Source organism: Maribacter sp. R77961 (assembly GCF_044594925.1).
GTDB lineage: Bacteria > Bacteroidota > Bacteroidia > Flavobacteriales > Flavobacteriaceae > Maribacter.
In genome coordinates this window covers 1900292-1924107 of sequence record NZ_CP138991.1, presented here as the reverse complement: position 1 = coordinate 1924107, position 23816 = coordinate 1900292, and the positions used below count along the sequence as shown (strand labels likewise).

Annotated in this window: 25 protein-coding genes; 14 read left to right on the top strand and 11 right to left on the bottom strand. The window is 36.4% G+C overall.

Annotation, left to right across the window (positions count from 1 at the left end; all coding sequences use genetic code 11):
- Nucleotides 1-213: 213 nt before the first annotated feature.
- From SJY09_RS08415 to SJY09_RS08400, 4 genes are all read right to left on the bottom strand, one after another.
- Nucleotides 214-1734, bottom strand: a complete 1521-nt coding sequence (locus SJY09_RS08415; RefSeq protein WP_396638506.1) for a helix-turn-helix domain-containing protein — start codon at nt 1732-1734, stop codon at nt 214-216.
- A 316-nt stretch (nt 1735-2050) separates the two neighbouring features.
- Nucleotides 2051-2755, bottom strand: coding sequence for a DUF4197 domain-containing protein (locus SJY09_RS08410; RefSeq protein WP_396638505.1), 705 nt, complete (start codon nt 2753-2755; stop codon nt 2051-2053).
- Nucleotides 2756-2793: 38 nt separating this feature from the next.
- Complete coding sequence (purU, locus tag SJY09_RS08405; protein ID WP_396638504.1) at nt 2794-3645, bottom strand: formyltetrahydrofolate deformylase; 852 nt, start codon at nt 3643-3645, stop codon at nt 2794-2796.
- A 97-nt stretch (nt 3646-3742) separates the two neighbouring features.
- On the bottom strand, nt 3743-4132 hold the full coding sequence (locus SJY09_RS08400; RefSeq protein WP_396638503.1) for a hypothetical protein: 390 nt from the start codon (nt 4130-4132) through the stop codon (nt 3743-3745).
- A gap of 111 nt (nt 4133-4243) precedes the next feature.
- On the opposite strand from SJY09_RS08400, the gene SJY09_RS08395 reads away from it, so the two are divergent.
- Both SJY09_RS08395 and SJY09_RS08390 read left to right on the top strand, forming a co-directional pair.
- Nucleotides 4244-4702 (top strand): Lrp/AsnC family transcriptional regulator, encoded by a 459-nt coding sequence (locus tag SJY09_RS08395; protein WP_396638502.1) that lies wholly within the window; start codon nt 4244-4246, stop codon nt 4700-4702.
- Between the two features lie 110 nt (nt 4703-4812).
- Complete coding sequence (locus SJY09_RS08390) at nt 4813-6225, top strand: alpha/beta hydrolase (protein ID WP_396638501.1); 1413 nt, start codon at nt 4813-4815, stop codon at nt 6223-6225.
- Here the strand turns inward: SJY09_RS08390 and SJY09_RS08385 are convergent.
- Nucleotides 6212-6949, bottom strand: coding sequence for a DJ-1/PfpI family protein (locus SJY09_RS08385; RefSeq protein WP_396638500.1), 738 nt, complete (start codon nt 6947-6949; stop codon nt 6212-6214). The genes SJY09_RS08390 and SJY09_RS08385 overlap by 14 nt on opposite strands.
- Nucleotides 6950-7036: 87 nt before the next feature.
- Here SJY09_RS08385 and SJY09_RS08380 point away from each other — a divergent pair, with 87 nt between their 5' ends.
- Nucleotides 7037-7684, top strand: a complete 648-nt coding sequence (locus SJY09_RS08380) for a DUF1684 domain-containing protein (RefSeq protein ID WP_396638499.1) — start codon at nt 7037-7039, stop codon at nt 7682-7684.
- A 66-nt stretch (nt 7685-7750) separates the two neighbouring features.
- Here the strand turns inward: SJY09_RS08380 and SJY09_RS08375 are convergent, their stop codons facing one another.
- The 4 genes from SJY09_RS08375 to crcB form a co-directional block, all read right to left on the bottom strand.
- A complete protein-coding gene (locus SJY09_RS08375) occupies nt 7751-8815 on the bottom strand; it encodes a porin (protein WP_396638498.1) in 1065 nt (354 codons plus the stop codon).
- Nucleotides 8816-8932: 117 nt separating this feature from the next.
- The gene (locus tag SJY09_RS08370) at nt 8933-10177 is read right to left on the bottom strand and encodes an ammonium transporter (protein ID WP_396638497.1); all 1245 of its coding nucleotides are present in this window, start codon (nt 10175-10177) and stop codon (nt 8933-8935) included.
- A 26-nt stretch (nt 10178-10203) separates the two neighbouring features.
- Nucleotides 10204-10542, bottom strand: coding sequence for a P-II family nitrogen regulator (locus SJY09_RS08365; protein ID WP_396638496.1), 339 nt, complete (start codon nt 10540-10542; stop codon nt 10204-10206).
- 290 nt (nt 10543-10832) lie between these two features.
- Nucleotides 10833-11204: a fluoride efflux transporter CrcB gene (gene crcB / locus SJY09_RS08360; protein ID WP_396638495.1), complete on the bottom strand. Its 372-nt coding sequence runs from the start codon at nt 11202-11204 to the stop codon at nt 10833-10835.
- A gap of 550 nt (nt 11205-11754) precedes the next feature.
- On the opposite strand from crcB, the gene SJY09_RS08355 reads away from it, so the two are divergent.
- Complete coding sequence (locus tag SJY09_RS08355) at nt 11755-12141, top strand: hypothetical protein (protein ID WP_396638494.1); 387 nt, start codon at nt 11755-11757, stop codon at nt 12139-12141.
- Nucleotides 12142-12165: 24 nt separating this feature from the next.
- Here the strand turns inward: SJY09_RS08355 and SJY09_RS08350 are convergent, their stop codons facing one another.
- On the bottom strand, nt 12166-13236 hold the full coding sequence (locus tag SJY09_RS08350) for a branched-chain amino acid aminotransferase (RefSeq protein WP_396638493.1): 1071 nt from the start codon (nt 13234-13236) through the stop codon (nt 12166-12168).
- A gap of 106 nt (nt 13237-13342) precedes the next feature.
- Between SJY09_RS08350 and SJY09_RS08345 the strand changes: the two genes are divergently transcribed.
- From SJY09_RS08345 to SJY09_RS08300, 10 genes are all read left to right on the top strand, one after another.
- Nucleotides 13343-13825, top strand: coding sequence for a DUF4920 domain-containing protein (locus SJY09_RS08345; RefSeq protein ID WP_396638492.1), 483 nt, complete (start codon nt 13343-13345; stop codon nt 13823-13825).
- Between the two features lies 1 nt (nt 13826).
- The gene (gene mnmD, locus SJY09_RS08340) at nt 13827-14489 is read left to right on the top strand and encodes a tRNA (5-methylaminomethyl-2-thiouridine)(34)-methyltransferase MnmD (protein ID WP_396638491.1); all 663 of its coding nucleotides are present in this window, start codon (nt 13827-13829) and stop codon (nt 14487-14489) included.
- 106 nt (nt 14490-14595) lie between these two features.
- Nucleotides 14596-15558, top strand: coding sequence for a TIGR01777 family oxidoreductase (locus SJY09_RS08335; protein ID WP_396638490.1), 963 nt, complete (start codon nt 14596-14598; stop codon nt 15556-15558).
- Between the two features lie 137 nt (nt 15559-15695).
- The gene (locus SJY09_RS08330; RefSeq protein ID WP_396638489.1) at nt 15696-16244 is read left to right on the top strand and encodes a nucleotide exchange factor GrpE; all 549 of its coding nucleotides are present in this window, start codon (nt 15696-15698) and stop codon (nt 16242-16244) included.
- A 9-nt stretch (nt 16245-16253) separates the two neighbouring features.
- Nucleotides 16254-17378 (top strand): molecular chaperone DnaJ, encoded by a 1125-nt coding sequence (gene dnaJ, locus SJY09_RS08325; protein WP_396638488.1) that lies wholly within the window; start codon nt 16254-16256, stop codon nt 17376-17378.
- A gap of 260 nt (nt 17379-17638) precedes the next feature.
- A complete protein-coding gene (locus tag SJY09_RS08320; RefSeq protein ID WP_396638487.1) occupies nt 17639-18577 on the top strand; it encodes an ABC transporter ATP-binding protein in 939 nt (312 codons plus the stop codon).
- Nucleotides 18570-19898, top strand: a complete 1329-nt coding sequence (locus SJY09_RS08315) for an ABC transporter permease (protein WP_396638486.1) — start codon at nt 18570-18572, stop codon at nt 19896-19898. Before SJY09_RS08320 ends, SJY09_RS08315 begins: the two co-directional genes overlap by 8 nt.
- A 2-nt stretch (nt 19899-19900) precedes the next feature.
- Complete coding sequence (locus tag SJY09_RS08310; protein WP_396638485.1) at nt 19901-20827, top strand: mechanosensitive ion channel family protein; 927 nt, start codon at nt 19901-19903, stop codon at nt 20825-20827.
- Nucleotides 20824-21699, top strand: a complete 876-nt coding sequence (locus SJY09_RS08305) for a DUF6268 family outer membrane beta-barrel protein (protein WP_396638484.1) — start codon at nt 20824-20826, stop codon at nt 21697-21699. The genes SJY09_RS08310 and SJY09_RS08305 overlap by 4 nt, the downstream gene beginning before the upstream one ends.
- Nucleotides 21700-21709: 10 nt before the next feature.
- Complete coding sequence (locus SJY09_RS08300) at nt 21710-22873, top strand: sigma-54-dependent transcriptional regulator (protein WP_396638483.1); 1164 nt, start codon at nt 21710-21712, stop codon at nt 22871-22873.
- Between the two features lie 106 nt (nt 22874-22979).
- Here SJY09_RS08300 and SJY09_RS08295 read toward each other — a convergent pair whose 3' ends face one another.
- On the bottom strand, nt 22980-23675 hold the full coding sequence (locus SJY09_RS08295) for a hypothetical protein (RefSeq protein WP_396638482.1): 696 nt from the start codon (nt 23673-23675) through the stop codon (nt 22980-22982).
- Nucleotides 23676-23816 lie beyond the last annotated feature (141 nt).

Sequence of the window (23816 nt, the reverse complement as noted above, 5' to 3'; positions counted from 1 at the left end):
AAGGAATGAAGGATGTAAATTGCAGCCCTGAATAGGTTTGATGACTAATTCAAACAAAACTCAAAGAAATAAAAAAGAAATTTTTCAATAGAAGTTTAATTTCAGAGCTGCTTTACACTAGAATGTATGATGTCAAAATAACACGCTCTGTTCGTAATCATGGGAAAGACTTATAAACGTTTACGCAGCCGATAAATGGTTCCCTGAGGTTTACTAGGATGCCTCTACGGACATTCTTTGGTATTCGCTTGGAGTGGTTTGCGTATCTTTTTTGAAAGCTTTATTAAAGGTCACTTTGTTATTATAACCAACCTCGTATGCCACATCTATAATATTTAGATTTCTTTGACTATCCTTATTAAAGATTTGTTTTGCTTCACTAATCCTGTATTTATTGACCAGCTCATGGAAATTCATTTGAAAATGTTCGTTAATGACCTGCGAAGCATTGTGTCTTGTCGTGTTTAAGCGCTCGGCAAGTTTTTCTAGATTAATATCGTTTTCCTTGTAAATCTTTTTCTCATCAAATAAATAAAGCAAATTATCTTTTAGTTCTACCGATAAACTGGAAGTAAGACCAGACTTTTCATATTTAAAAAATAGTTTATTAAAGGTAAAAGAACCTCCGAAAACACTTGGTTGTATGTTTGCACAATACCCTATATACATTACCATCAGTGCCATACAGACCAGTTGCAAGTGGTAAAGAAAACCTGATATGATATTATTGCTAATCAAAATACCATAACCCGCATAACAAAATACATAAGCAATATGAATGAAATAGATGTTACGCTGCCATATACGATGTTCCTTATTGGTCTGCTCTTTGGAATTTTTAGAAGCTAGATAGAGTTTTCGTATAAAGTGACCATAAATTACAAGTGAAATCAATTTTAATATAACAAGAATTATTACATCAGGCGAATCCCCGGGATTCAGTCCTTTGCGAACTCTATCGAACATTAGGGTAAGTTTTTCGTCAGCCGATAGGGCGTAGGTAGGAAATATATATATTAGAAATAAGACTGTTGGGATTAGGTGTAAAAGGTCTGATTTTTTAAATCTGTATTTCTGTGTAATTCGTTTGAAATAGAAGTATAATAAAGGACCATATAAAAAAGAAAAACAGGTAGACATTAAATACGAGTGCGGAAATTTATATTGGTAATTTGTAATGTTCAAACAAATATGAAGTATAAAGAAGGAATGTATAAATATAAAACTACCTATCAATGCCTTTGCTGGCCGATCAACTTTTCGATTAAATTGTACTATGAAAGCAATATAAAACCCAATAAGTGCTACATATAGGTACATAAATGACCATACACTAAATTTAGGCGTATACTTTTCGGTGGTAGTTTTAAATTGCGGAGTTTGTCTGATGTTGTCAAACCAAGAATCAGCAAAAACATCGGTATCGAAATCGGAATATAAGTATTGTTCTATATACGAAATGCTCTCATCTGATTGGTTAAGAGCGGAATAGCTCTGCGCTACCGTTTTTAACGTTTTAGAGTCGACAGACCTATTACCGGTTAAAACCTTTTTATAAGTTTCTATTGCTTCTGGGTACTTGCGCTCTGTAAATAGCTTTTCTGCTTTGTTTCTTCGGGTTTCATGCGCTTGTTGATGAACAGTGTTTGCGTAGTCATCAAAGTCTATCGGTGGACTAGGATAACAGTAGAAACTAAGAAACAAGAATGTGATGAAGATTCTTAAAGTTCTCATTGGTTTTGATTGATGAATTAGCGTTCTATTAAAGTAGTCATAAAATTTATAGGAATGCTTGTTCTGCTCTTAAAAAGGTAAGTTCCGATAATAGTTTACCTTTTTTTATGAGCTTATTACAATACGGCTACATGTCTAATTACAGATTTAATTGCGCATAAAAAAACCGGTGCTCCCACCGGTTTTAAACTAACTAACTCAAAAATTACTAACTCAAAAAAATGTTTATAGTTTTAACTAATTCTATCAAACTATTGATACTTAAATTTTTAACGTAGTATAGATGAATATATTGTTGTAAATGTTAAAAAATAAACTAGTCCTGTAAAGCAAATACCTTTTTAAGTAAATCAGTTGTTCTGGAAGATGCTTTTGTTCGTATTTCTTTTTCTTCTACCGCTATCATGGTATATACTCCTTTTAAGGCCTGTGAGGTGACGTAATCCGTTAAATCCGGATTCACATTGTTGGTCAATGGTATGGAATTATATTTATTAATTAGCGAACTCCAAATTTTATCCGCGCCTACTTTTTCAAAAGAGGATTTAATTACTGGATTAAATTTATCATATAATTGCTTTTGGGTCACATTGGTTAAGTAGGAAGTTGCCGCCTTATCGTCTCCCAATAAAATAGCTTTGGCATCATTAAAGGAAATTTCCTTCACAGCATTAATGAAAATAGGCGTAGCTTCTGAAACAGCATCTTCTGCAGCCCTGTTTAAGACTCTTAAACCTTCATCCGCTAAATTGTCCAGGCCAATATCTCTGAGGGTTTTGTCTACTTTTCGAAGTTCCTCTGGTAAAAGTATTTTTACGAGTTCATTCTTGTAGAAACCGTCCGTTTGTGTCAGTTTGCTTACTTGTTTGGCAATTCCTTTGTCCAACGCAGCTCTAAGGCCATTTCCTATTTCCTCGTTCCCTAAGGTTGTTCCTTGAGGCAGCTGATCAACGACCTGTTGTAATTCCGCACAGGAAACAAATAATATTAGTATGGTTACTATTCCTATCTTTTTTAGCATATTTTTTTGTTTATTAAATGATATTTTTGATTTATTTTTTACGAGAAAACGACCGTTTTATTGTTGTAGACCATTGTTTTCCTCTCAATATGTAGTTTAAGCGCCCTAGATAGAACTATTTTTTCGAGGTCTCTTCCTTTTGTTATAAAATCGGCAATGGAATGTGTGTGCGACACCGTTGTTACATCTTGCTCTATAATAGGCCCCGCATCTAGTTCTTCTGTTACATAATGGCTTGTAGCTCCAATAATTTTAACCCCTCTGGCAAAAGCAGCGTGGTACGGTTTAGCACCGGCGAAAGCAGGTAAAAAAGAGTGATGTATATTAATTATCCTATTTGGGAATTTATCTATTAAAGTTGTACTAACGATTTGCATATAGCGCGCAAGAACAATAAAATCGATGTCATGTTCTTTCAATAATTTCAGCTGTTCCTGTTCGGCTAAATCCCGGTTTTGCTTTGAGAAAGGCACATGGTAAAAAGGAATGTTGAATTGTTCCGAAATGTAGCCCAAATCGGGATGATTGCTCAAGATAAAAGGGATATCGACTTGAAGTTCACCAGAATTAAACCTACTGAGTATATCGTATAAGCAGTGATTGTATTTGGAAACGAATAAGGCCATTCTTGGCTTTGAACTGGCGGTATGGATGCTAAAGTCCATTTTATGTATAATGGCCAGTTCTTTCCTGAAGGCCTTACGAAATTCTTCAAGATTGAAAGAAGAGGCGTCAAAATCGCTCTCCAAACGCATGAAGAAAATATTTTTAGATTTATCTACATGTTGGTCCAAATAAATGATATTTCCACCACTGGAATGGATAAATCCAGTTACAGCACAAACGATTCCCGATTTATCAGGGCAATTGATAAGAATATAAACTTTCAAAATAGTCTTGTTAGAAAATCAAAATTAGACTATTCTTTCAAAGGTTTAAAACGGTAGCACTTATTATAACAAAACTTTTAAACTTGATGGGAAACTATCAATTCATTGCCGTTTTCCATTTTTTAAAATACTGTCTAAAACTTTTGATTTCTGTTCTGAGCAGATTTATATACTCTAGTTCCTTTACACCATCTTTTTCAAGACCTAGACAGTAAGAATTCATGTTTCTAATCATAATATTGATGTAGGAAACCTGTTCCATGCGTTCGGTATTGGAAATTGAATATTCCGCTTTGGCAATTCTTTGAGGAATTAATATGGTGTCCGTCAGCAGTGCATCGGCAATAACATCTCTATGACTGTTGGATTCGTAAAGCTTTAATAGGTCCTTGTTAAAAGATACATATGACACAACTTCCCTGCTCATATAGCAAAGTTCTAAAGCCTTTTTGTAGATAGGAATATGTCTCAAATTTTTCTTTGCCATTACTCTTGAACTTAGTATAAAGTTACTTTGGTATTTTGAGGATTAAGCTTTTTAAATAAAAGAGATTTAGTAATTTTACTTTTGAAAGTAAATTAAATAAATTTTAAAGTTTTGAATATAAAGCTAGATGAGCTGAACTGGAAAATACTTCAGCGACTACAATTAAATGCTAGGGAATCTTTTGCCAATATTGGTAGATATATTGGTTTAACAGCCCCTGCAGTTGGGGAGCGTGTTAAAAAAATGGAGGACCTTGGTGTCTTGGTCGGTTACAATGCAATGGTTTCCCATGCGCTTACTGGATACCAACTTAAGGCAATTATTACACTACGTGCTTTTATGGGAAAGTTGAAGCCTTTTCTGGCCTTGGTGCACACTTTAGATGAGGTTGTTAATTGCTATAGGATTACGGGAAATGAGAATATTGTTATGGAGGTGGTCTTTCAAGACCAGTTTCATTTAGAACAGTTTATAGATAAGCTTATTCAATATGGAGAAACTAGAACCAATATTGTTCTCTCCCAGGTCATCTCAAATGCTCCGATTAAAAAAATAGAAGGAAAACAATAGCGTAATTTTTATTGATTCATTTTAAGTATTACGTATTTTTTTTCCAATTACTAAATAGTATAACTACATTTAAATATGAATTTGGCTAGATTTTTGATACGTTCCTAAATATGAAAAAAACTGTTACGCTTCTTTTATTTGTAATTCCATTTTTAATAGTTGCCCAAGAATTTAAAATATCAAAAGGTGTCATTGCGGATAACATTGCAGTGAACGATACCTTGGCCGAGACGTTTTCGCTCTACCTTCCAACAAATTTCACCACATCTAAATCTTGGCCAATTATTTTTGTGCTGGATTTGGAGGGTAAGAGTAAACAGACGCTTTCCATGTTTAAGGGAGCTGCGGAGGAAGAAGGGTTTATTTTGGCCAGTTCTAATAATAGTAGTGATACGCTTACTTTATCGCAGAACGTACTGGTAGCAAGCAGAATGTTCAATACTGTGGCAGAGCTGTTGCCGATACGTAAAAACATGACATATACAGGTGGTTTTTCTGATGGTGCTAGGTTCGCTTCCATAATCCCCACATTTATTCCAGAAATCAAAGGAGTTATTTCTTGTGGTGCGGCCGTTGGTAACGTTGAGATTCTTAGTGCTAAAAAGACTTTTCACTTTATAGGTATAGCGGGGCGAAAGGATTATAATTTTAGAGAATTGTTAGAAACGAGAAAAATCTTGAACGAACTACAATTCCCTAATAATTTGCACTTTTCCGAGACAGGGCATGAATGGCCAAAAAAGGAAGAACTCGCAAACGCCATGAGACAACTAAAGTTAGCGGCAATGGCTAAAGAAGACTTGGAAAGGGATATGGATTTTATTCAAAAATCTTATGAATCGGATTTTGTAAAAGCCAACCTGATGTTTACCAATGACAAACCGTTACTATCAGCTCATATTCTTAATGAGATGATGCAGGTCTACCGCCCTTTCTTGAGTATGGACTCCTTAAAGAATAGCCGCCGTCAATTGCGTCGAAGTAAGTCTTACAAAATTAATAATAGACTTCAGGATAAGTATTTTCTTAAAGAATCTTTTATCAAAGCAGATTATGGCTATTATTTAGAAGAAGATGTATTAACCTATAACTATAGTAATCTTGGTTGGTGGAACTATCAAATGGCGGAATTGAACAAGATGGAAAAAAGTACCATAAACTATGAAGACCAAATGGCGGCCCGATTAAGAGGCTACGTCAATGCCTTAATTGATGATAATATAGATGTGGTAAATGCCGATGAAGTTGTAGACATACAGGCCCTGAATTTTCTTTACATGTTAAAAACCATAACAAAGCCTGATAGCAAGGAAGGATATTTAAAAGTAATTTCTAATAGTGCGCTAATAGAGGATTATGGTACCGCGTTATTTTATTTAGAAGAATTACTAAAAACGGGCTACAAAAATAAAACGGAATTATATAGTCTAGAAAATACAGCTCTCCTAAGAATAACACCAGAATTCAACGAAATAGTCGATAAATACCTTAAGGAGGCTCGTTATGATATCATTGAAGACTAAGATGGGGAACAGTATTTAAATTCCAATCTATGACCAATCCCTTAGCAAGGGAAATAGCTACTTCCTTTCCATACAATTGCTCACACAAGTAAAGGGCCGCTTCAAAACTTTTTGCGCCACCGGCCGAAGTAATATACTTACCATCATGTACAAATAATACACTGTCCTTTACTTTTAAATGCGGAAACATAGTTTTGTAGGTGTCTATGTCACTTGGGAAAGTGGTAGATGTCACATTATTAAGGATGCCAGCTTTTGCTAAGACGAAAGCTCCATCACAGTGGCTGGTAACGTAAAGGGCACTTTTGTCGATTTCTCTTATAAATTCTAGTAAAACTTCATTTTCTAAATCAGTATCTAAATGATGCTCCGCGCTTGGTACTACAAGAATGTCTATTTGTGGTATACTATCTTTTGTATAGTCGAAATCAGGTAAAATTCTAAGCCCTTCAAAAGAGGTGATCGGTTCAAGGGTATTGGCTACCGTAAATGTATTCATCGCCTTAATATTATCTCGATATTGGGTGTGTTGAAATATATCATAAGGCGCTGTGAACTCCGTATTGAAAACGCCATCCATTATCAAAAAGGCAACATTGTACCTATTGTCTTTAAGTTCTGGTATAAAGCGCTCAACTTTACTTTTAGATTCACGTTTTAGTTTTTCTTGCTTACAACTAAAAGTGGTTAGCGTTATGAGAAGTACAAGCAAATTAATTTTCATTTGGTAGATTTTATGTAATGCAAGGTAAAAGGAATACAAAAAACTAAAAATACATATATTGTATTTTTGTACTAAAAAGTGAAATATATGTTTAATTCAAGAATAGTAATTGTCTTATGCGTACTTATTTTTAGTTGCAAGCAGGGAAAGCGGTATCATGACGAAAAGGAAGAGGTTTCCATTACTTCCAAGAACGATAAACTTACCGCTATATTGGAATATCAGAAGAAATTGAATGCTGAATTTAAAGACCCAGAGGTGTCTCCATTGGCTGACAGGCATCGTAAAGATTTTGAGGGATTGGATTTTTTTGCACCGGATACTAATTACGTGGTACAAGCAAAATTTATAAGAACACCAGATGCCTTACCTTTTTTAATGCCAACCAGTACAGGCACAAAATCAGAAGAAGTGGTTTATGCCAAAGTAGAATTTCAGCTTAAAGGAAAAACCTATGCGCTGGAGGTGTATCAAAGCCCCGAGTTAATACTTGAAGAAAAATATACAGACTATTTATTTCTTCCGTTTACCGACTTAACCAATGGTAAAGAAACCTATGGTGGTGGTAGGTATTTAGATTTAAGAATACCTGAGGGTGATATGATTACTATTGATTTTAATAAGGCTTACAATCCCTATTGTGCCTATAATAAGAAATACTCTTGCCCTTTGGTGCCTTCGGTGAATAATTTAAAGACTAGAATCTTAGCGGGAGTAAAGGCCTTCGATAAATAGAAAAAGCCCAACGTTTACGTTGGGCTTTTGATGTTTAAAACTATAAATCAACTATATAATTCAATTTTAGAAAGAGTAGACCGCTGCAAGTACAAAGGAAGAGAGACTGCTTATAGGCTCTCCGTCTCCGTTAGTGAAAGTAGCATCTTCTGATGTGCTGTCTAATCTAAATTCTGGTTTTAAAATAAGATCGCCAATAGTTGCGCTACCCGTAAGGGTTACTGCAAAAACACTGGCGTCTCCTTCAGCATCAACAGCACCAATTGCTCCAAAGAAATCCGTTTCAGCAAAGTACTCACCTCTTAAACCTATTGTAAAGTTCTCTGAAGTAGCTAACTGTGGGTATACTGCTACGCCTGCGAAACTTCCAATTCCGTCTTCCTCATCGCCACTAAAAAGTGCAGCGTTCAGGCCTAAGAAAAAGGAATCTGAAAGGTCAAACCCACCTGTATAGTCTATTTCAAAAGACCCATTGTCAATTAAGACGTTAGCATATTGTCCGCTATAACCTAATTGCACACCATAAGCATACTGCCCAGTTGGGTTAAACTCGGTTAAATCTGTTGGATTCATTACTGCTAACATTAAACTCAGATCATCTGACAGTGTAAAATCTGCCTTTAGCCCCGTATGAGAAAACGGCCCATATGAGAATAGGTATGAAGTACTATAGTTAAAATTAGCAACAGGAGATATTACTTCATATCCTAAGAAGGTATTAAAATTACCGAAGGTTAACTTTACCTTATCGCTCACGTTCCAGTAGGCATATAACTGATTAACAATATCTCCTGTTGCAGAGTACATTGGGGAGGCGAAAATAGCATCTGTACCTCTAGGACCAAATACTAAGTCTGCAACAAAACCAACTTTTTCTCCTTCATAGCTACCTATTACATTGGCCATACCAAGTGCAAAGCCAGGTAGATTAGCGAAAGAACTACCTGGAGCCTGAGCATCTATACCGTTACCTGCATTTAAATTGGCTCTATAATATGCATCTACCGAACCACTAAAAGAGAATTTTGATGTTTCCTCTTCCTCCTGAGCTACAAGAGAAACAGTAGAAAAAACAGTTAATGCTAAAAGAAATAAATTTTTTACGAATTTTGTATAAATAATCGTTTTCATAAGTTTGAATTTATAATCCCATTAGGGATTGTTGTAATGACTGATTTAAATTTTTTTGAGAAGGTTATATAACGGAGCGTTCTGCAAAACGCTCCGTTTCCTTTTCCGTTTTATGATTTAGTGCTGATTCATTCTAAAGTCAGAGTAAGCGTCCATTCCATGTTCGTGGATGTCCAAGCCTTCTAATTCCTCCTCTTTGGTAACTCTTAGACCTAATGTCGCCTTAAGTACTCCCAATATAATTCCAGAGGTTACGATACAGAATGCACCAATAATAAGTACTCCGTATAATTGTGTTAGGAATTGCTCTCCACCTGCCAAGTTTCCAAAAAGTCCAACAGCTAAAGTTCCCCAAATACCACAGATCAAGTGTACAGTAACCGCTCCTACAGGATCATCTAATTTTAACTTGTCTATTAAAGCAACACCTAAAACAATGATAAGACCTGCTATAAACCCAATGACAATAGCTTCGTTTGGCGACATTAAATCTGCCCCAGCTGTAATTCCTACCAACCCACCAAGGATACCGTTCAGAAACATGGTCAAGTCTAAATTTTTGTAAAGAATGGTCGATAGAATGAAAGCTCCGAAACCACCCGCGGCCGCAGCCAAACTTGTTGTTACTAGCACTAAAGAGGTTAATTCTGGATCTGCTGAAAGAACGGATCCGCCGTTAAATCCAAACCATCCTAACCACAATATCAATACCCCGGCCGTTGCTAAAGGAATATTGTGTCCCGGTATGGCCTTAGGTTTTCCGTCACTACCGAATTTACCAATTCTAGCGCCAAGTAATGTTATAGCTACAAGGGCTGCCCACCCACCAACGGAGTGAACCAAGGTAGAGCCTGCGAAATCATAGAATCCCCAAGAATCTAGGAAGCCACCTCCCCATTTCCATGCACCTACTATAGGATAAACCAATCCAACATAGAATACCGTGAATATCATGAACGAACCAATTTTGATACGTTCTGCTACGGCTCCAGAAACAATTGTCGCTGCTGTCGCTGCGAACATTCCTTGGAAAAGAAAATCTGTCCACCAAGTATAGCCTCCGTCTGCATAGTCTGGCGTCATCCCTCCTTCAGGAGCACCGATACCAAAACTATCCATAGAGAATTTTAAAATACCCATATCTCCATCTTCAAAACCAGGGTACATTAAATTAAATCCAAAGGCATAGTAAAGTAAGAGACCTCCGGTAATGATAAATATGTTCTTAAATAATATGTTAATCGTGTTCTTTTGTCTTGTTAAGCCTATTTCTAAAAAGGCAAAACCAGTATGCATGAAGAATACCAATGCGGTAGCCAACATCATCCATACATTATTCGCTGTAAATAATCCTGCGTCCATTTTAATAAAGTTTTAGTTAGTTAGAGTTAGTTGATTCCTGCTTGACCACTTTCTTTCGTTCTTATACGGTAGGCCTCGATGACATCAGATACAAATACCTTACCGTCACCTACATTACCGGAATAAGCAGACTCTAAGATGGCACTGACCGTTTTGTCTAAAAACTCATCAGATACTACTATAGAAAGATATCTTCTTTGTATATCTGTTGTGCTGTAAGAGATACCTCTGTAAACATGCCCTTGTTTTTCATTTCCAACTCCAGTTACATCCCAGTAACTAAAGAAATTGACCTCGATTTGATGCAATGCCTCTTTGACATCGTCAAATTTGGATTTTCTGATAATTGCCTCGATTTTTTTCATTTTATATTGGTTTTAAAGCGGTAAATGTATGTTAAAAAAATTAACACCCTAATTTTTTTAGGGTGTCTACGTTTATTTTTATGTTTATTATAATTTATACCCTAAAAAATTATAGGTATGCTGAAATAATTGCGTTTATTTTGAGAATATGAAGATAGCTTGAGGTGAGAATGAACTAAATATTGAAAATAAAATATTGAAAACCTTATTTTTTTAGGGAATTGTTAGAAATAATGATAAAACACCATAAATTATTCAAAATATAAAAAGAGGCTAATCTAATGTTATTATTATAACAATTTTGAAATCCACAGCCCTAGAGCGATAGCTATGATTCCAATCGCTATACTGCCAATGGTATAAACTGAAAAGTTGAGCAGGGTAGATTCTTTTAATAATAGATGACCTTCTAAGGCAAAGGTGGAGAATGTTGTAAATCCACCACAGAAACCTGTGGCCAATAAAAGCGATTGGTTTTCAGATAATAAATTGTTCTTGATTGAAAAACCAAATAAGAACCCAATAAGCAAACATCCAATAACGTTAACCGCAAAGGTGCCTAAATAAAAATTTGAATAATAAGGATTGAGAATTTTTGATATCCAAAAGCGCAGCACACTACCGAAACCACCTCCAATAAAAACCAGTAATACTTGTTTCATACCTTCTAAAGGTAAAAAACTAAACTGCCTTTTTGTAATTCGTGCCTAATAAATCTATAGGATAGATTACAGATGTCGGTGCGTCGTTGAATTTAGGTGTAGGTTTTTTCGTCTTTTTGTTAATGCTCTGTAAACTGCTCAACAGAATAACTGCATTCAGTCCTACTAAAATTAAAAATATTGTAAAGAATGTCATCATAATTTATTGCCCCTTATAGATGAATAACGCAAAATTACGTTATTTGGTATAGTATACGAGGAAAATGTTTTTTTTGTTGCGTACAGCCTAATTTTTGTGGTGTACGTAAAAAATTGGCTAATTTTTAAGGAAATACTTAATTATGAAGAGGGTTAACAAGAAGATTACGAAGAATATTCCTACCCACTTTACACCTTTATAATTTTTTTTGTGCAATTTAAGGTCTTTGCGGTAGGCAAAAATGATAATTACGATAAAGGAAATTGCAAAAAGTATAGCGAAAACGATTTGTCCGGTGCTGAACATATTTTATATTTTTACGCAAAGCTACGGCAAAAACAAAAGTTAAGTATGAAAAATAAAATTAAGGCGGTACAACAGTTTCATGAGTCTTTTGGATTAGGTGTATCCGAGGAAATGAAAGCGGATTTGGGTAAAGCCAAGAACCTTTTGCGGTTTAACCTTATGGATGAGGAAAATAAGGAGTACTTAGAGGCTGCCTTGGATAATGATATGGTAGAGGTGGCAGATGCCCTAGGGGATATGTTGTATATCTTATGCGGCACTATATTAGAACACGGGATGCAATATAAAATAGAAGAAGTATTTGCTGAAATTCAACGTAGTAATATGAGCAAGTTGGGAGCCGATGGTAAACCTATTTATAGAGAAGACGGGAAAGTACTTAAAGGTCCCAATTATTTTAAACCCGATATTGCAGCCATATTAAAAAACTAAAAAAGGGCATATAGCCCTTTTTTTTTAGTTCGTTACCTTAAAGCGCCAACCAAATTTGTCGACCGATTTGTTGTACTGAATGTCTGTTATTATTTTTTTGAGTCTGGAACCGTAACTATTTTCCAATTGTGGTAAATCATAATCTTGATCCTTATAGCCAAAAGCAGCTATGGGTGAAATTACCGCTGCTGTTCCTGCGCCGAACATTTCTTTCAAGGTTCCTTGTTTCGCAGCTTCAACTACTTCTGTTACGGAGATTTTGCGCACCTCGGTCTTTATTCCTTCGTCCTCGGCAATTTTTAAAATACTTTTTCTTGTAATTCCGTCCAAAATCCTGTCACTCGTAGGGCCAGTTATCAAGGTATCGTTAATACGAACGAAAATGTTCATTGCTCCTGCCTCCTCTATGTATTCGTGTTCAGTATCGTCTGTCCAAATAACTTGATTGTATCCTTTTTCTATAGCCAGTTGGGTAGGGTAGAACTGTCCAGCATAATTCCCTCCTGCCTTTGCGTAACCAACACCTCCGTTTGCAGATCTAGAATAGGTTTGCTCAATAAGTACTTTTACCTTGCCGGAAAAATATGCTCCGGACGGGGCGGTGGCTATAATGAATTTGTATTCGTCAGCAGGAGAGGCATGGAAACCGTTACCCGAAGCAAAAATGAAGGGTCTAATATATAATGATGAGCCTTTTTTTGAAGGTATAAATGCTTTGTCCAGTTCTAATAGTGTACTTAGGCCTTCCATGAAATATGCCTCAGGAAGTTCTGGGATACATAATCTTTTTGCGGAAATATTAAGACGCTTATGATTGTCTAAGGGTCTAAACATAAAGATATCACCCAAATCATCTTTATAGGCCTTCATGCCTTCAAAGATAGATTGCCCATAGTGAAAAATCTTAGATGATGGGTCTAGGGTTATGGGTTGGTAGGGAATAATTTTAGGGGTTTTCCATTCACCATCCTTGTAATCACAGACCAGCATGTGGTCAGAAAAGACCGATCCAAATGCAAGATTGTCAAAATCTATTTGGTCAATTTTAGAGTTGGCCACTTTTTCTACGCTAATTTTATTTGTCTCCGTACGCATTCAAAATTGTATTAAAAGAATAAAATTAGTTAAATATACGGATTGGGGCTTCTTTTTAAGTTCAAAAATGACCAGTTTTGTACCATAATCTTAATTTTTACAAAATATGAAAGGTTTTAACATTTTACTTGTTGTTTTAGTTATCTCTTTTTCGGCTATGGGGCAAAATGCTACAGAAACGAAAAATAATGTAAAGAGCTATGGAGCACTTATTGCAGCTGAAAACGCAAAGGATGCTAATAAAATGCTGAATGTTTACAATAATATGACTGCAGCTGATACCTTACAGACCAAGTTCACTGCCAGGGTAAAGGAAGTTTGTAAAGCAAAAGGATGTTGGATGAAATTAGATATGGAAAATGGTGAAGAAGTTATGGTCCGGTTTAAGGATTATGGTTTTTTTATGCCAACGGATATAGAAGGAAAAGAAGTGGTGGTGAACGGCTTGGCCTTTGTTGAGCAAATGAGTGTGGACGACCAAAGACATTACGCTAAGGATGGCGGCGCATCCGATGCAGAGATTAAAAATATTGTAGCGCCTAAGAAAACATTGGGATTTGAAGCGGACGGGGTGTTGTTGAAACAATAATTTGGAAAGAGAAATAATAACCACCGGTGATGGTTCTAAAACCATACAGATTAAAGGATGGAATGAGCAATATCATTCCAAGCACGGTGCCATACAAGAAGCCTATCATGTATTTATAGCACATGGACTCGACCTTTTTGAAAAGACTGATTTGGCTATTTTGGAAATAGGCTTTGGAACGGGTTTAAACGCCTTTATTACATTATTGGAATGTGGTGAAAAGAGATTGAACATTAGCTATACCGGTGTTGAGGCTTTTCCTGTAGCAAAGGAAGAAATTGAACAATTGGAATATGCGAATGCCTTGGGTGTTCCTGAGATGGATTCCAACTTCAAGAAGCTTCACGATAGTAAATGGAATGAAGCGGTTGCAATTGCTCCCGATTTTTATCTGGAGAAGCAACAAATGGACTTTAAGGACATAACGGCAAAAAACTTGTTTAACCTTATTTATTTTGATGCTTTTGGCGCAAGGGTGCAGCCAGAGCTATGGACAGTTTCAATATTCAGTAAAATGTTCGATGCACTAAAATCAAAAGGATATATTGTTACCTATGCTGCCAAAGGTAGTGTTAGGAGGGCTATGCAAGAAGTCGGTTTTTTAGTAGAAAGACTTCCCGGTCCCCCTGGTAAAAGGGAAATGTTAAGAGGTTTTAAACCTTAAGTCTCGGTGTAGATTATTAGCCTTCGCACCTTAGGAGGTTAAACAAAGGTGTTAAATCCAAATTAAAGTGTCTGTCAGCTTGCTTTTTATGCAATATATTTAGCGTATGAAAGTATTGATAACAGGTGCTACGGGTTTAGTTGGGAGTGAAATAGTTCGTCAATGTCACGATAAGGGATATGATGTGAATTACCTCACTACAAGTAAACATAAAATAGTTTCTAAGAGTAATTATCAAGGTTTTTATTGGGACCCTTCAAATAACCAGATTGATAGTGATTGCCTTAACGGGGTTTCCGTAATAGTGAATTTAGCAGGAGCTAGTATTTCTAAAAGATGGACATCAGCCTACAAAAAAGAGGTTCTAAATAGTCGTGTTGATTCTTTGAGAACCTTATATAATGCTATAGAAAACGGCTCCTACGAGGATATTAAGTCTTTTGTGTCTGCCTCGGCAATTGGGATTTACCCAACTTCTCAAAGTAAGTATTATGATGAGAGCTGCGAGCAAGTAGATGACAGCTTCTTGGGAGAAGTAGTAGCGAAGTGGGAGGAAGGGATAGATGCCTTCAAGAAATTAGATATTAATGTTGCCAAAGTACGCGTTGGTTTGGTAATGTCCAATAATGGTGGTGCGCTACCAGAGATGGCGAAACCCATTAAGTATTATGTGGGGGCAGCTTTTGGAAGTGGTGACCAATGGCAATCTTGGATTCATATAGTAGATCTAGCAAAAATATTCCTCTTCCTAGGGGAAAATAATATAAAGGGGGTCTTCAATGGTGTAGCTCCAAATCCTGTCAGTAACAATAAATTGGTCAAGGAAATTGCCAAAGCACTGCAGAGACCACTTTTTTTGCCTAACATTCCAAAGTTTGTAATGAATACCATATTGGGGGAAATGTCCTATATACTTTTTGCTAGCCAAAGGGTCAGTAGCAAAAAAATAGAGGAAGAGGGTTTTAATTTTCGTTTTAGAAATATCTGTTCAGCACTGGAAGATATTTATGGACTTAATGGTTTTTGTGCTCCAAAAGAAGCTACCATGGAAAAAGAGTATGCTTCTTAAGCATTAGAATTCTCAGATATTCTTTGTAAATCCGCTTTTGGCGGATTTTTTAATATTCCTTTGTGACATTTTGACATTTTTAAAGATTTGGCAGTACTTTTGCCACCTCAAATTTGGTCTTAAATAAGCAATATATTATGAGTGATAAAAATAAAGCCGAAGATATGGAGGATACTGTCTCCAATGAGGAAGAAATCATTGAAAATGAGGGCGAAACTCAAGAGGAAGAGCAACTTAGCGAAGAGGAACAGTTAAAGGAGGATTTAGGTAAGGAAAAAGATAAATTTTTAAGATTGTTCGCGGAGTTCGAGAACTACAAGAAACGGACATCAAAAGAAAGGATGGACCTTTTCAAAACCGCAGGTCAAGAAGTAATCGTATCCTTGTTACCTGTTTTAGATGATTTTGATAGGGCCTTAAAAGAACTTTCTAAATCTGAGGATAAAGAAATGTTCAAGGGCGTTCAACTTATTAATGGTAAGCTAAACGAAACCTTAAAATCCAAAGGGCTTCAAAATGTAGAAGTTAGTATTGGTGATACGTTTGATGCAGAAGTGCATGAGGCTATTACACAGATTCCCGCACCGGATAAAAAAATGAAAGGCAAAGTAATTGATGTCATTGAAAAAGGTTTTAAACTGGGGGACAGAATTATTCGCCATCCGAAGGTTGTTGTCGGAAATTAAAAAAGAGGTATGAAAGAAGATTATTACGACATTCTTGGTATTAGCAAAAGTGCATCTGCGGCTGAGATTAAAAAAGCTTATCGCAAAAAAGCTTTGCAATACCATCCGGATAAAAATCCGGGCGACGCCAAGGCAGAGGAAATGTTTAAAAAATCTGCCGAGGCTTACGAAGTTTTAAGTGATGCGGATAAGAAAGCACGTTACGATCAGTTTGGACACGCCGCTTTTGAAGGTGGTGGTGGCTTTGGTGGTGGCGGAATGAATATGGATGATATATTCAGCCAGTTTGGCGATATTTTCGGAAGTGCCTTCGGTGGAGGAGGTGGTTTCGGCGGTTTTAGCGGCTTCGGCGGTGGTGGTCAGCGGAGGACTAAAGGTAGCAACTTAAGGATTAGGGTAAAGCTAACGTTAGAGGAGATTGCTAATGGTGTTGAGAAGAAGGTTAAAGTAAGGCGTAAAATACAAGCGGAAGGTGTAACCTATAAAACCTGCACTACCTGTAATGGTAGAGGTCAGGTAACCAAGGTGCAAAATACAATTCTTGGTCGTATGCAAACCGCAGCTACTTGCAGTACTTGTGGTGGTAGTGGACAGATTTTAGATGGCAAACCTGGAGATGCGGATGCGCAAGGTTTAAAAGTTACCGAGGAAACCGTTTCCATAAATATTCCGGCAGGGGTAGAAGAGGGGATGCAACTAAAAGTTCCCGGTAAAGGTAATGATGCGCCAGGTAATGGTATACCGGGGGATTTACTTGTTGCCATAGAGACCCAGGAACATGATACGCTGAAGAGAGAGGGAGATAATCTGCATTACGATTTATACGTAAGTATTTCTGAAGCAGTTTTGGGAACCTCCAAAGAAATAGATGCGGTTGGCGGAAAGGTCAGGATAAAATTAGAGCCAGGAATACAGTCCGGAAAAATTCTAAGGTTAAGAGGTAAAGGTATTTCTAGTCTTAATGGCTACGGCAGCGGCGATCTCTTGGTACACGTTAATGTTTGGACTCCAAAAGAACTTAATAAAGAACAAAAAGAATTCTTTCAACGTATGCAGGGAAATGAAAATTTTGAACCAAAACCGGAAAAATCCGACAAATCTTTTTTTGAAAAAGTTAAAGATATGTTCTCTTAATACTAAAATCATTGATTTTTAAATAAAAAACGTATATTTGATTTGATGTTAGGAAACTAATGTCAATTTTCTTTTTCATAGCAATTTTTTTCCCATCCTTAATCTTTTGAGGGTGGGTTTTGCTTTTAAAGCCGTTTTTAATAGTACCAAAGCTTATTAAACGCCTAAATATTCGGGATAATGATAACTATATTTATGTTGTTGTTCTTTACGTCCCGTGCCTTTTAAAACATTTCAATATCTTTGGATAAATTGCCTACATGAACAACATTTTGGTCACTAAAGAGGTCACCAAACAGTATGGAAACTATACTGCTTTAAAGAACATCTCCTTAGAAATTCCTAAGAATAGTATTTACGGATTGCTGGGCCCTAATGGAGCTGGTAAGACCACTCTAATACGTATTATCAATCAAATTACATATCCTGACAGCGGTGAAGTCTTTTTTGATGGCCAACTGCTAAAGCCAGAGCATATATCGCAAATAGGTTATCTGCCAGAGGAGCGTGGTCTATACAAAAGTATGAAGGTTGGAGAACAAGCTTTGTATCTGGCCCAACTTAAAGGATTGTCAAAAGCCGATGCTAAGGCCAAACTGAAATTTTGGTTCGATCGTCTTGATATTGGAGATTGGTGGAATATGAAAATTCAGGAGCTTTCAAAGGGAATGGCGCAAAAAATACAATTTATCGTCACCGTTCTTCATGAGCCAAAACTACTAATCTTCGATGAACCTTTCAGTGGCTTTGACCCCATTAACGCCAATCTTATAAAAGATGAAATACTAAAACTTAAAGAAGCTGGTACATCAATAATATTTTCTACTCACCGTATGGAATCCGTAGAGGAATTGTGCGAATACATTTCCTTAATCCATCAATCTGAAAAAATATTAGACGGTAAATTAAGCGATATTAAAAAGGCTTACAAGAACAACATATTTGATGTTGGTTTGGAAATTGATAATCCCGAGGACTTTACAACAGAGTTAAAGGATAAATTTCGAATATTAAGTTCGGAGTATGATGCAAACGAAAATCAGCTTTATTTTTCCATTCAATTAGCATCTAATGATTCAAGGCCTTTGTTGAATTATCTAGGGAGTAAGGGCAATGTGAATAGTTTTGTGGAAACTATACCATCCGCTAACGACATATTTATTAGAACTATAAAAAGTAAAGGTATTTCTCATGAATAAATTACCCTTGATAATTAGACGAGAATACTTGGCTAAAGTCCGTAATAAGTCTTTTGTTATTATGACGTTCTTAAGCCCTATTCTCATGGTAGGTATGATTTTGCTTATTGCCTACCTCACCAAATTAAATGACAATGAAAAAAGGGTTATTTCCGTGTTAAACGAGAGTGATTATTTTTCTAATTCGTTCTTAACAACCGATACCACTTCCTTTGTCAGTTTTAGGGATTTAAGTTTGGAGGAGGCAAAAGACTCCACCTTAAATATGGGTTATTATGGTTTAATTTACCTTCCTAATGAATCTAATCTTGAAAAGGTAGCTAAAAGGTCATTTTTTTATAGCAAAGAGTCGCCTAGTACATCTGTATTAGAAAAATTAGAGCGTTTATTTAAGGACAGGTTAAGACGGGAAAGATTGAGAGAACTGGGGATATCCGCTGAACAGTATTCAGAAATGGACAGCTCTTATGAAATTAATATTGCTACTTTTTCAGGGCAACAAAATTTGAAAGGTATAAATGAGATAAAAGCGATTATAGGAGGTGGCTTTGGATACCTTATTATGATGTTTATTATTATTTATGGAGGATTCGTTATGCGGAGTGTTATCGAAGAAAAAACCAGTAGAATAATAGAGGTCATCATCTCTTCGGTTAAGCCTTTTCAATTAATGCTAGGCAAAATTATTGGCACCTCCTTGGCAGGAATTACCCAGTTTGGAATATGGATAGTTTCCGGAACTTTATTACTAGTCATTGCGATGACTATTTTTGATATAGACCCCGCTACCATTTCTGGAGGTGGATTAAATCCAACAGGGGTAAATTCAGGAATACCATCTGCCGACACTACGATTCAGCTTTATGCACAAGAGCTTTTTGATATTCCTTGGGTTATGCTTATTACCTTTTTTCTGATATACTTTATTTTAGGCTATTTAATCTATAGCTCTATATACGCTGCAATTGGTGCTGCCGTAGATAATGAAACGGACACTCAGCAGTTTATTTTTCCTATTATCTTACCCTTAATGCTGGCTATATATGTTGGTTTCTTTTCGGTGTTCAGTAATCCACATGGGCCAATAGCTGTTGGTTTCTCACTATTTCCACTTACATCCCCTATTGTTATGTTAATGAGACTTCCTGGAGGTATTGGTGAAGGAGGCGTGCCGCTATGGCAATTGATTTCATCAATTTTAATATTAATAGCTACCTTTATTGGCATCGTTTGGTTAGCCGCTAAAATATATCGTGTGGGAATACTTATGTACGGTAAAAAACCGAGCTATAAAGAACTTTTTAAATGGCTTAAGTATTAACTATGATTCAGGAGCAGACTGAGAAAATAAAGGAAATTATTGAGGATGATATCTGGGGCTCCATTAAAGAGTTTTTGAACTTGGGGTTTCATTATGGAGAGGGTGAAAAGTCAATCCATATCACTATTGGGCTATTACTTTTACTTACCGCTGCTTTTTTTATTACCAGTTTTTTTCTTAGATGGATTCGTCAATTTTTTACCAGAAAAATGGAGAACGATGATAAACTTAAGTTCGTAAGCATCTTTAAGTTTATTAAGTATGTAGTATATATTGTAGTTATACTATTTACCATGAGTGCCGCTGGGATAGATATCACTATACTTATAACGGCATCTGCTGCGTTGTTCGTTGGTCTGGGTCTTGCTTTGCAAGAGTTGTTTCAAGACATTATAGGAGGGATATTTATTATTCTCGATAAGTCTTTAAGAGTGGGTGACATTGTAGAAGTGGATAATCGCGTTGGAAAGGTTTTTGAGATTAAATTGCGCACCACACGGGCCATTACAAGAGATGATAAGGTGATTATAATCCCAAATCATAAATTTATTAGTGATATTGTTTATAATTATACCCAAAACCACAAAACTACCAGAGAGAACGTTACCATAGGAGTAGCTTACGGTAGCGATGTACAATTGGTCACTAAAATTTTAGAAGGTGTAGTACAGAACCAAAGGGGAGTGCTGAAAAATCCTAAGCCTTTTGTGCTATTTGAGGATTTCGGTGACTCTGCGCTGCTGTTCTCCTTAAACTTTTTTATAAGTGATAGCTTTACGGACCCTAGGATAAAGAGTGAAATACGTTATAAAATCGATGCCGAGTTTAGGGACAATAATGTCGTGATACCATTTCCTCAAAGAGATCTGCATATTTTTCAACAAAAACCGTTTCAATATAGTAATGTTAAAAATGGCGATAAGGAATGAGGAGTTGTAAAAGAATAGGAATGTTATCGCTTATTTTTTCTTTCACTTTTATCACTGCTCAAACTCCGGATGTTTTTAGGGCGGAATACATGTTGATGCCAGAGAATAACTCTGAGGTTAGTACAACAAGAATAAAGTTATTGGCCAATGTTCCAATTCCCGTTCGTGAAAAGAAAGATTTTATCGTACTAGGGGCCGAGTATAACAAGTTTGATTATACGGTACCCCAGTCTACCCTACCAAATACTACCGACCTTAGTAATTTCCATGTATTAGATGTTAATTTGGCATACGTATATAAATGGAGCGAAGACTGGCGATTTATCGGAGTAATGACCCCCCGATGGGCATCAACCTTTACAGATGGGAATCAGCGAGAAGATTTCAATATAAATTTTACTGCAGGCGGATACAAAGAAAAAAAAGATGCGGAAAAACCTTATAGATTGGTGGTAGGCCTGTCCTATAGCGCCACATCTCCCATTCGTGTACCGCTTCCATTCGTGTATTACGAAAAGCGTTTTAGGCCCAATTGGGCTTACACGGTCGGTGTTCCAAAAACCGGTATAAAACTATATACCAAAAAACAACACTTTTTTCAAGCAGAACTTTTCTTAGATGGATATTATGTAAATATTCAGAATGATATACTGCTGTCAAATAATAATTTAGCTACGGATATTTCACATACGGCATTATTATTGACTCTTGGTTATCAGTATAAATTTACTAAAGATATTTCTGTCTATCTTTTAGGAGGACATACCATAACACAGAACGGTGTTTTAAGGAATAGTGACAGAGCCAGTGTTTTTACACTCAACAGTGGTCCCGGACTTTATTTTAGAACGGGATTTAGAATAGGAATTTAAAAATTGAAACATGTCAAAAATTTTGGTAATAGAGGATGAGGCAGCCATTAGAAGAGTTTTGGTCAAGATACTTTCTGAAGAGAATAGCGCTTATGTTTTGGAGGAGGCAGAGGATGGTCTAAAAGGTTTGGATACCATAAAGAATAATGATTATGATTTGGTGCTTTGTGATATAAAGATGCCAAAAATGGACGGTGTTGAGGTATTGGAAGCTGCTCGAAAAATTAAACCAGAAATACCTTTTATCATGATTTCTGGTCATGGAGACTTAGATACGGCGGTAAATACGATGAGACTGGGGGCGTTCGATTATATTTCTAAACCACCGGATTTAAATAGATTACTAACTACTGTAAGGAATGCCTTGGACAGGAAAGAACTTGTTGTAGAGAATAAAATTTTAAAGAAGAAAGTCAGCAAGAATTATGAAATGGTGGGTCAAAGTCAAGAGATTGAAGCCATCAAGGATATGATAGAAAAGGTAGCCCCTACAGATGCACGTGTTCTAATAACGGGGTCTAATGGAACCGGAAAGGAACTGGTTGCACATTGGATACATGAGAAAAGTGCAAGAAGTAGCGCACCTTTTATAGAAGTGAATTGTGCTGCAATACCTTCGGAGTTAATTGAGAGTGAGCTTTTTGGACATGTGAAAGGAGCATTTACATCTGCCGTTAAAGATCGCGCGGGAAAATTTGAAGCTGCTAATAAAGGAACGATTTTCTTAGATGAAATCGGAGATATGAGCTTGTCCGCCCAAGCTAAGGTCCTTAGGGCGCTGCAAGAAAGTAAAATTTCGCGCGTGGGTACGGATAAAGATATTAAAGTTGACGTGCGGGTCGTTGCCGCTACGAATAAAGACCTGAAACAAGAAATAGCCGATGGTAAATTTCGTGAGGATTTGTATCACAGACTGGCGGTTATCTTAATAAAGGTTCCTGCTTTAAATGATAGAAGGGACGATATTCCAATTCTTATCGATCATTTCACTAAGAAAGTTACTCAAGAGCAAGGAATAGGGGGCAAGTCATTTTCTAAAGAAGCCATTAAATTACTTAAGGCATACGATTGGACAGGTAATATTCGTGAATTACGAAATGTTGTTGAACGTCTGATTATATTGGGAGGTGAAGAAGTTTCAGAAGATGACGTAAAGTTATTCGCTAGCAAATAAAGAAATTATATGGGCACTTCAAAAGGGGATCAAACCCCGAGGCTCGCCTCGTAATTAAATGTTGATCATTTCTTGGGAATGCCTCGCTGGTTTGGCCTCATGTAGTTTATTTTGCTGTACAAGTTCCAATACGATTATGGGCCGCAAGGGTTATTTCTTTTGTTCTTAGGTTATAGTATATTTTACCTTCGGACAAATTATCCCTTAATAACTCTTTTTCGCAATGTTCTATTATTCGTGAAGTAAAGGCTCGTGCTTCTTTACAATTTACCGTTTCTACCACTTTGTTCAAGGACACGACGTAATTCTCTAGGGAAGCATCTATCTTCTGATAAAGCATTTTTATGGGCTTTTTTGGTATAGAAGAAGTATTTAAAGCCATATCTACAGTATCTATAACGGCCATACTTTCATTGAACTTTGCCTTGTGCAAATGATGGTCTTGTAGGGCATTTAAGCTTCCCATAGTATTTTCTAATGATCGTAATAAGTAGATACGTGTAGCATCTAGTGTAGTGGCCTTGGTCGCAAGCTTTAAATTTTTAAGTCCTTCCAATAAATTTTGCTCGGCAAACTCACATCCACATATTTCTAACTGTTTCTTTGATTTTTCAATTGCATTCAAAGCCTTGTATGCCAAATAACGTGCTTTATTGATATCGTCGATTGCTATTGCCTTCTCTGTTCTAGTTCTGGCAAAGTCGATGTTAGAGCCGGCATATTCACATTCCAGATTACCCTTAAAGGAAGAAAAAAGTAGGAATGCGACAATAGCGCATGAATAGATGTAGGTTTTGTTCATTATAAAAAATTTGGTGTAAAATTTGGGACTTTTACAAGTATAAAGTTAATCATGGGAGACCCTAGTAGCGCTTTTTATTCGATGGAAAGGCTGTCATTTACGTTTATTGGTTGAAATGTATATTTCAAGGGTTTACTGACC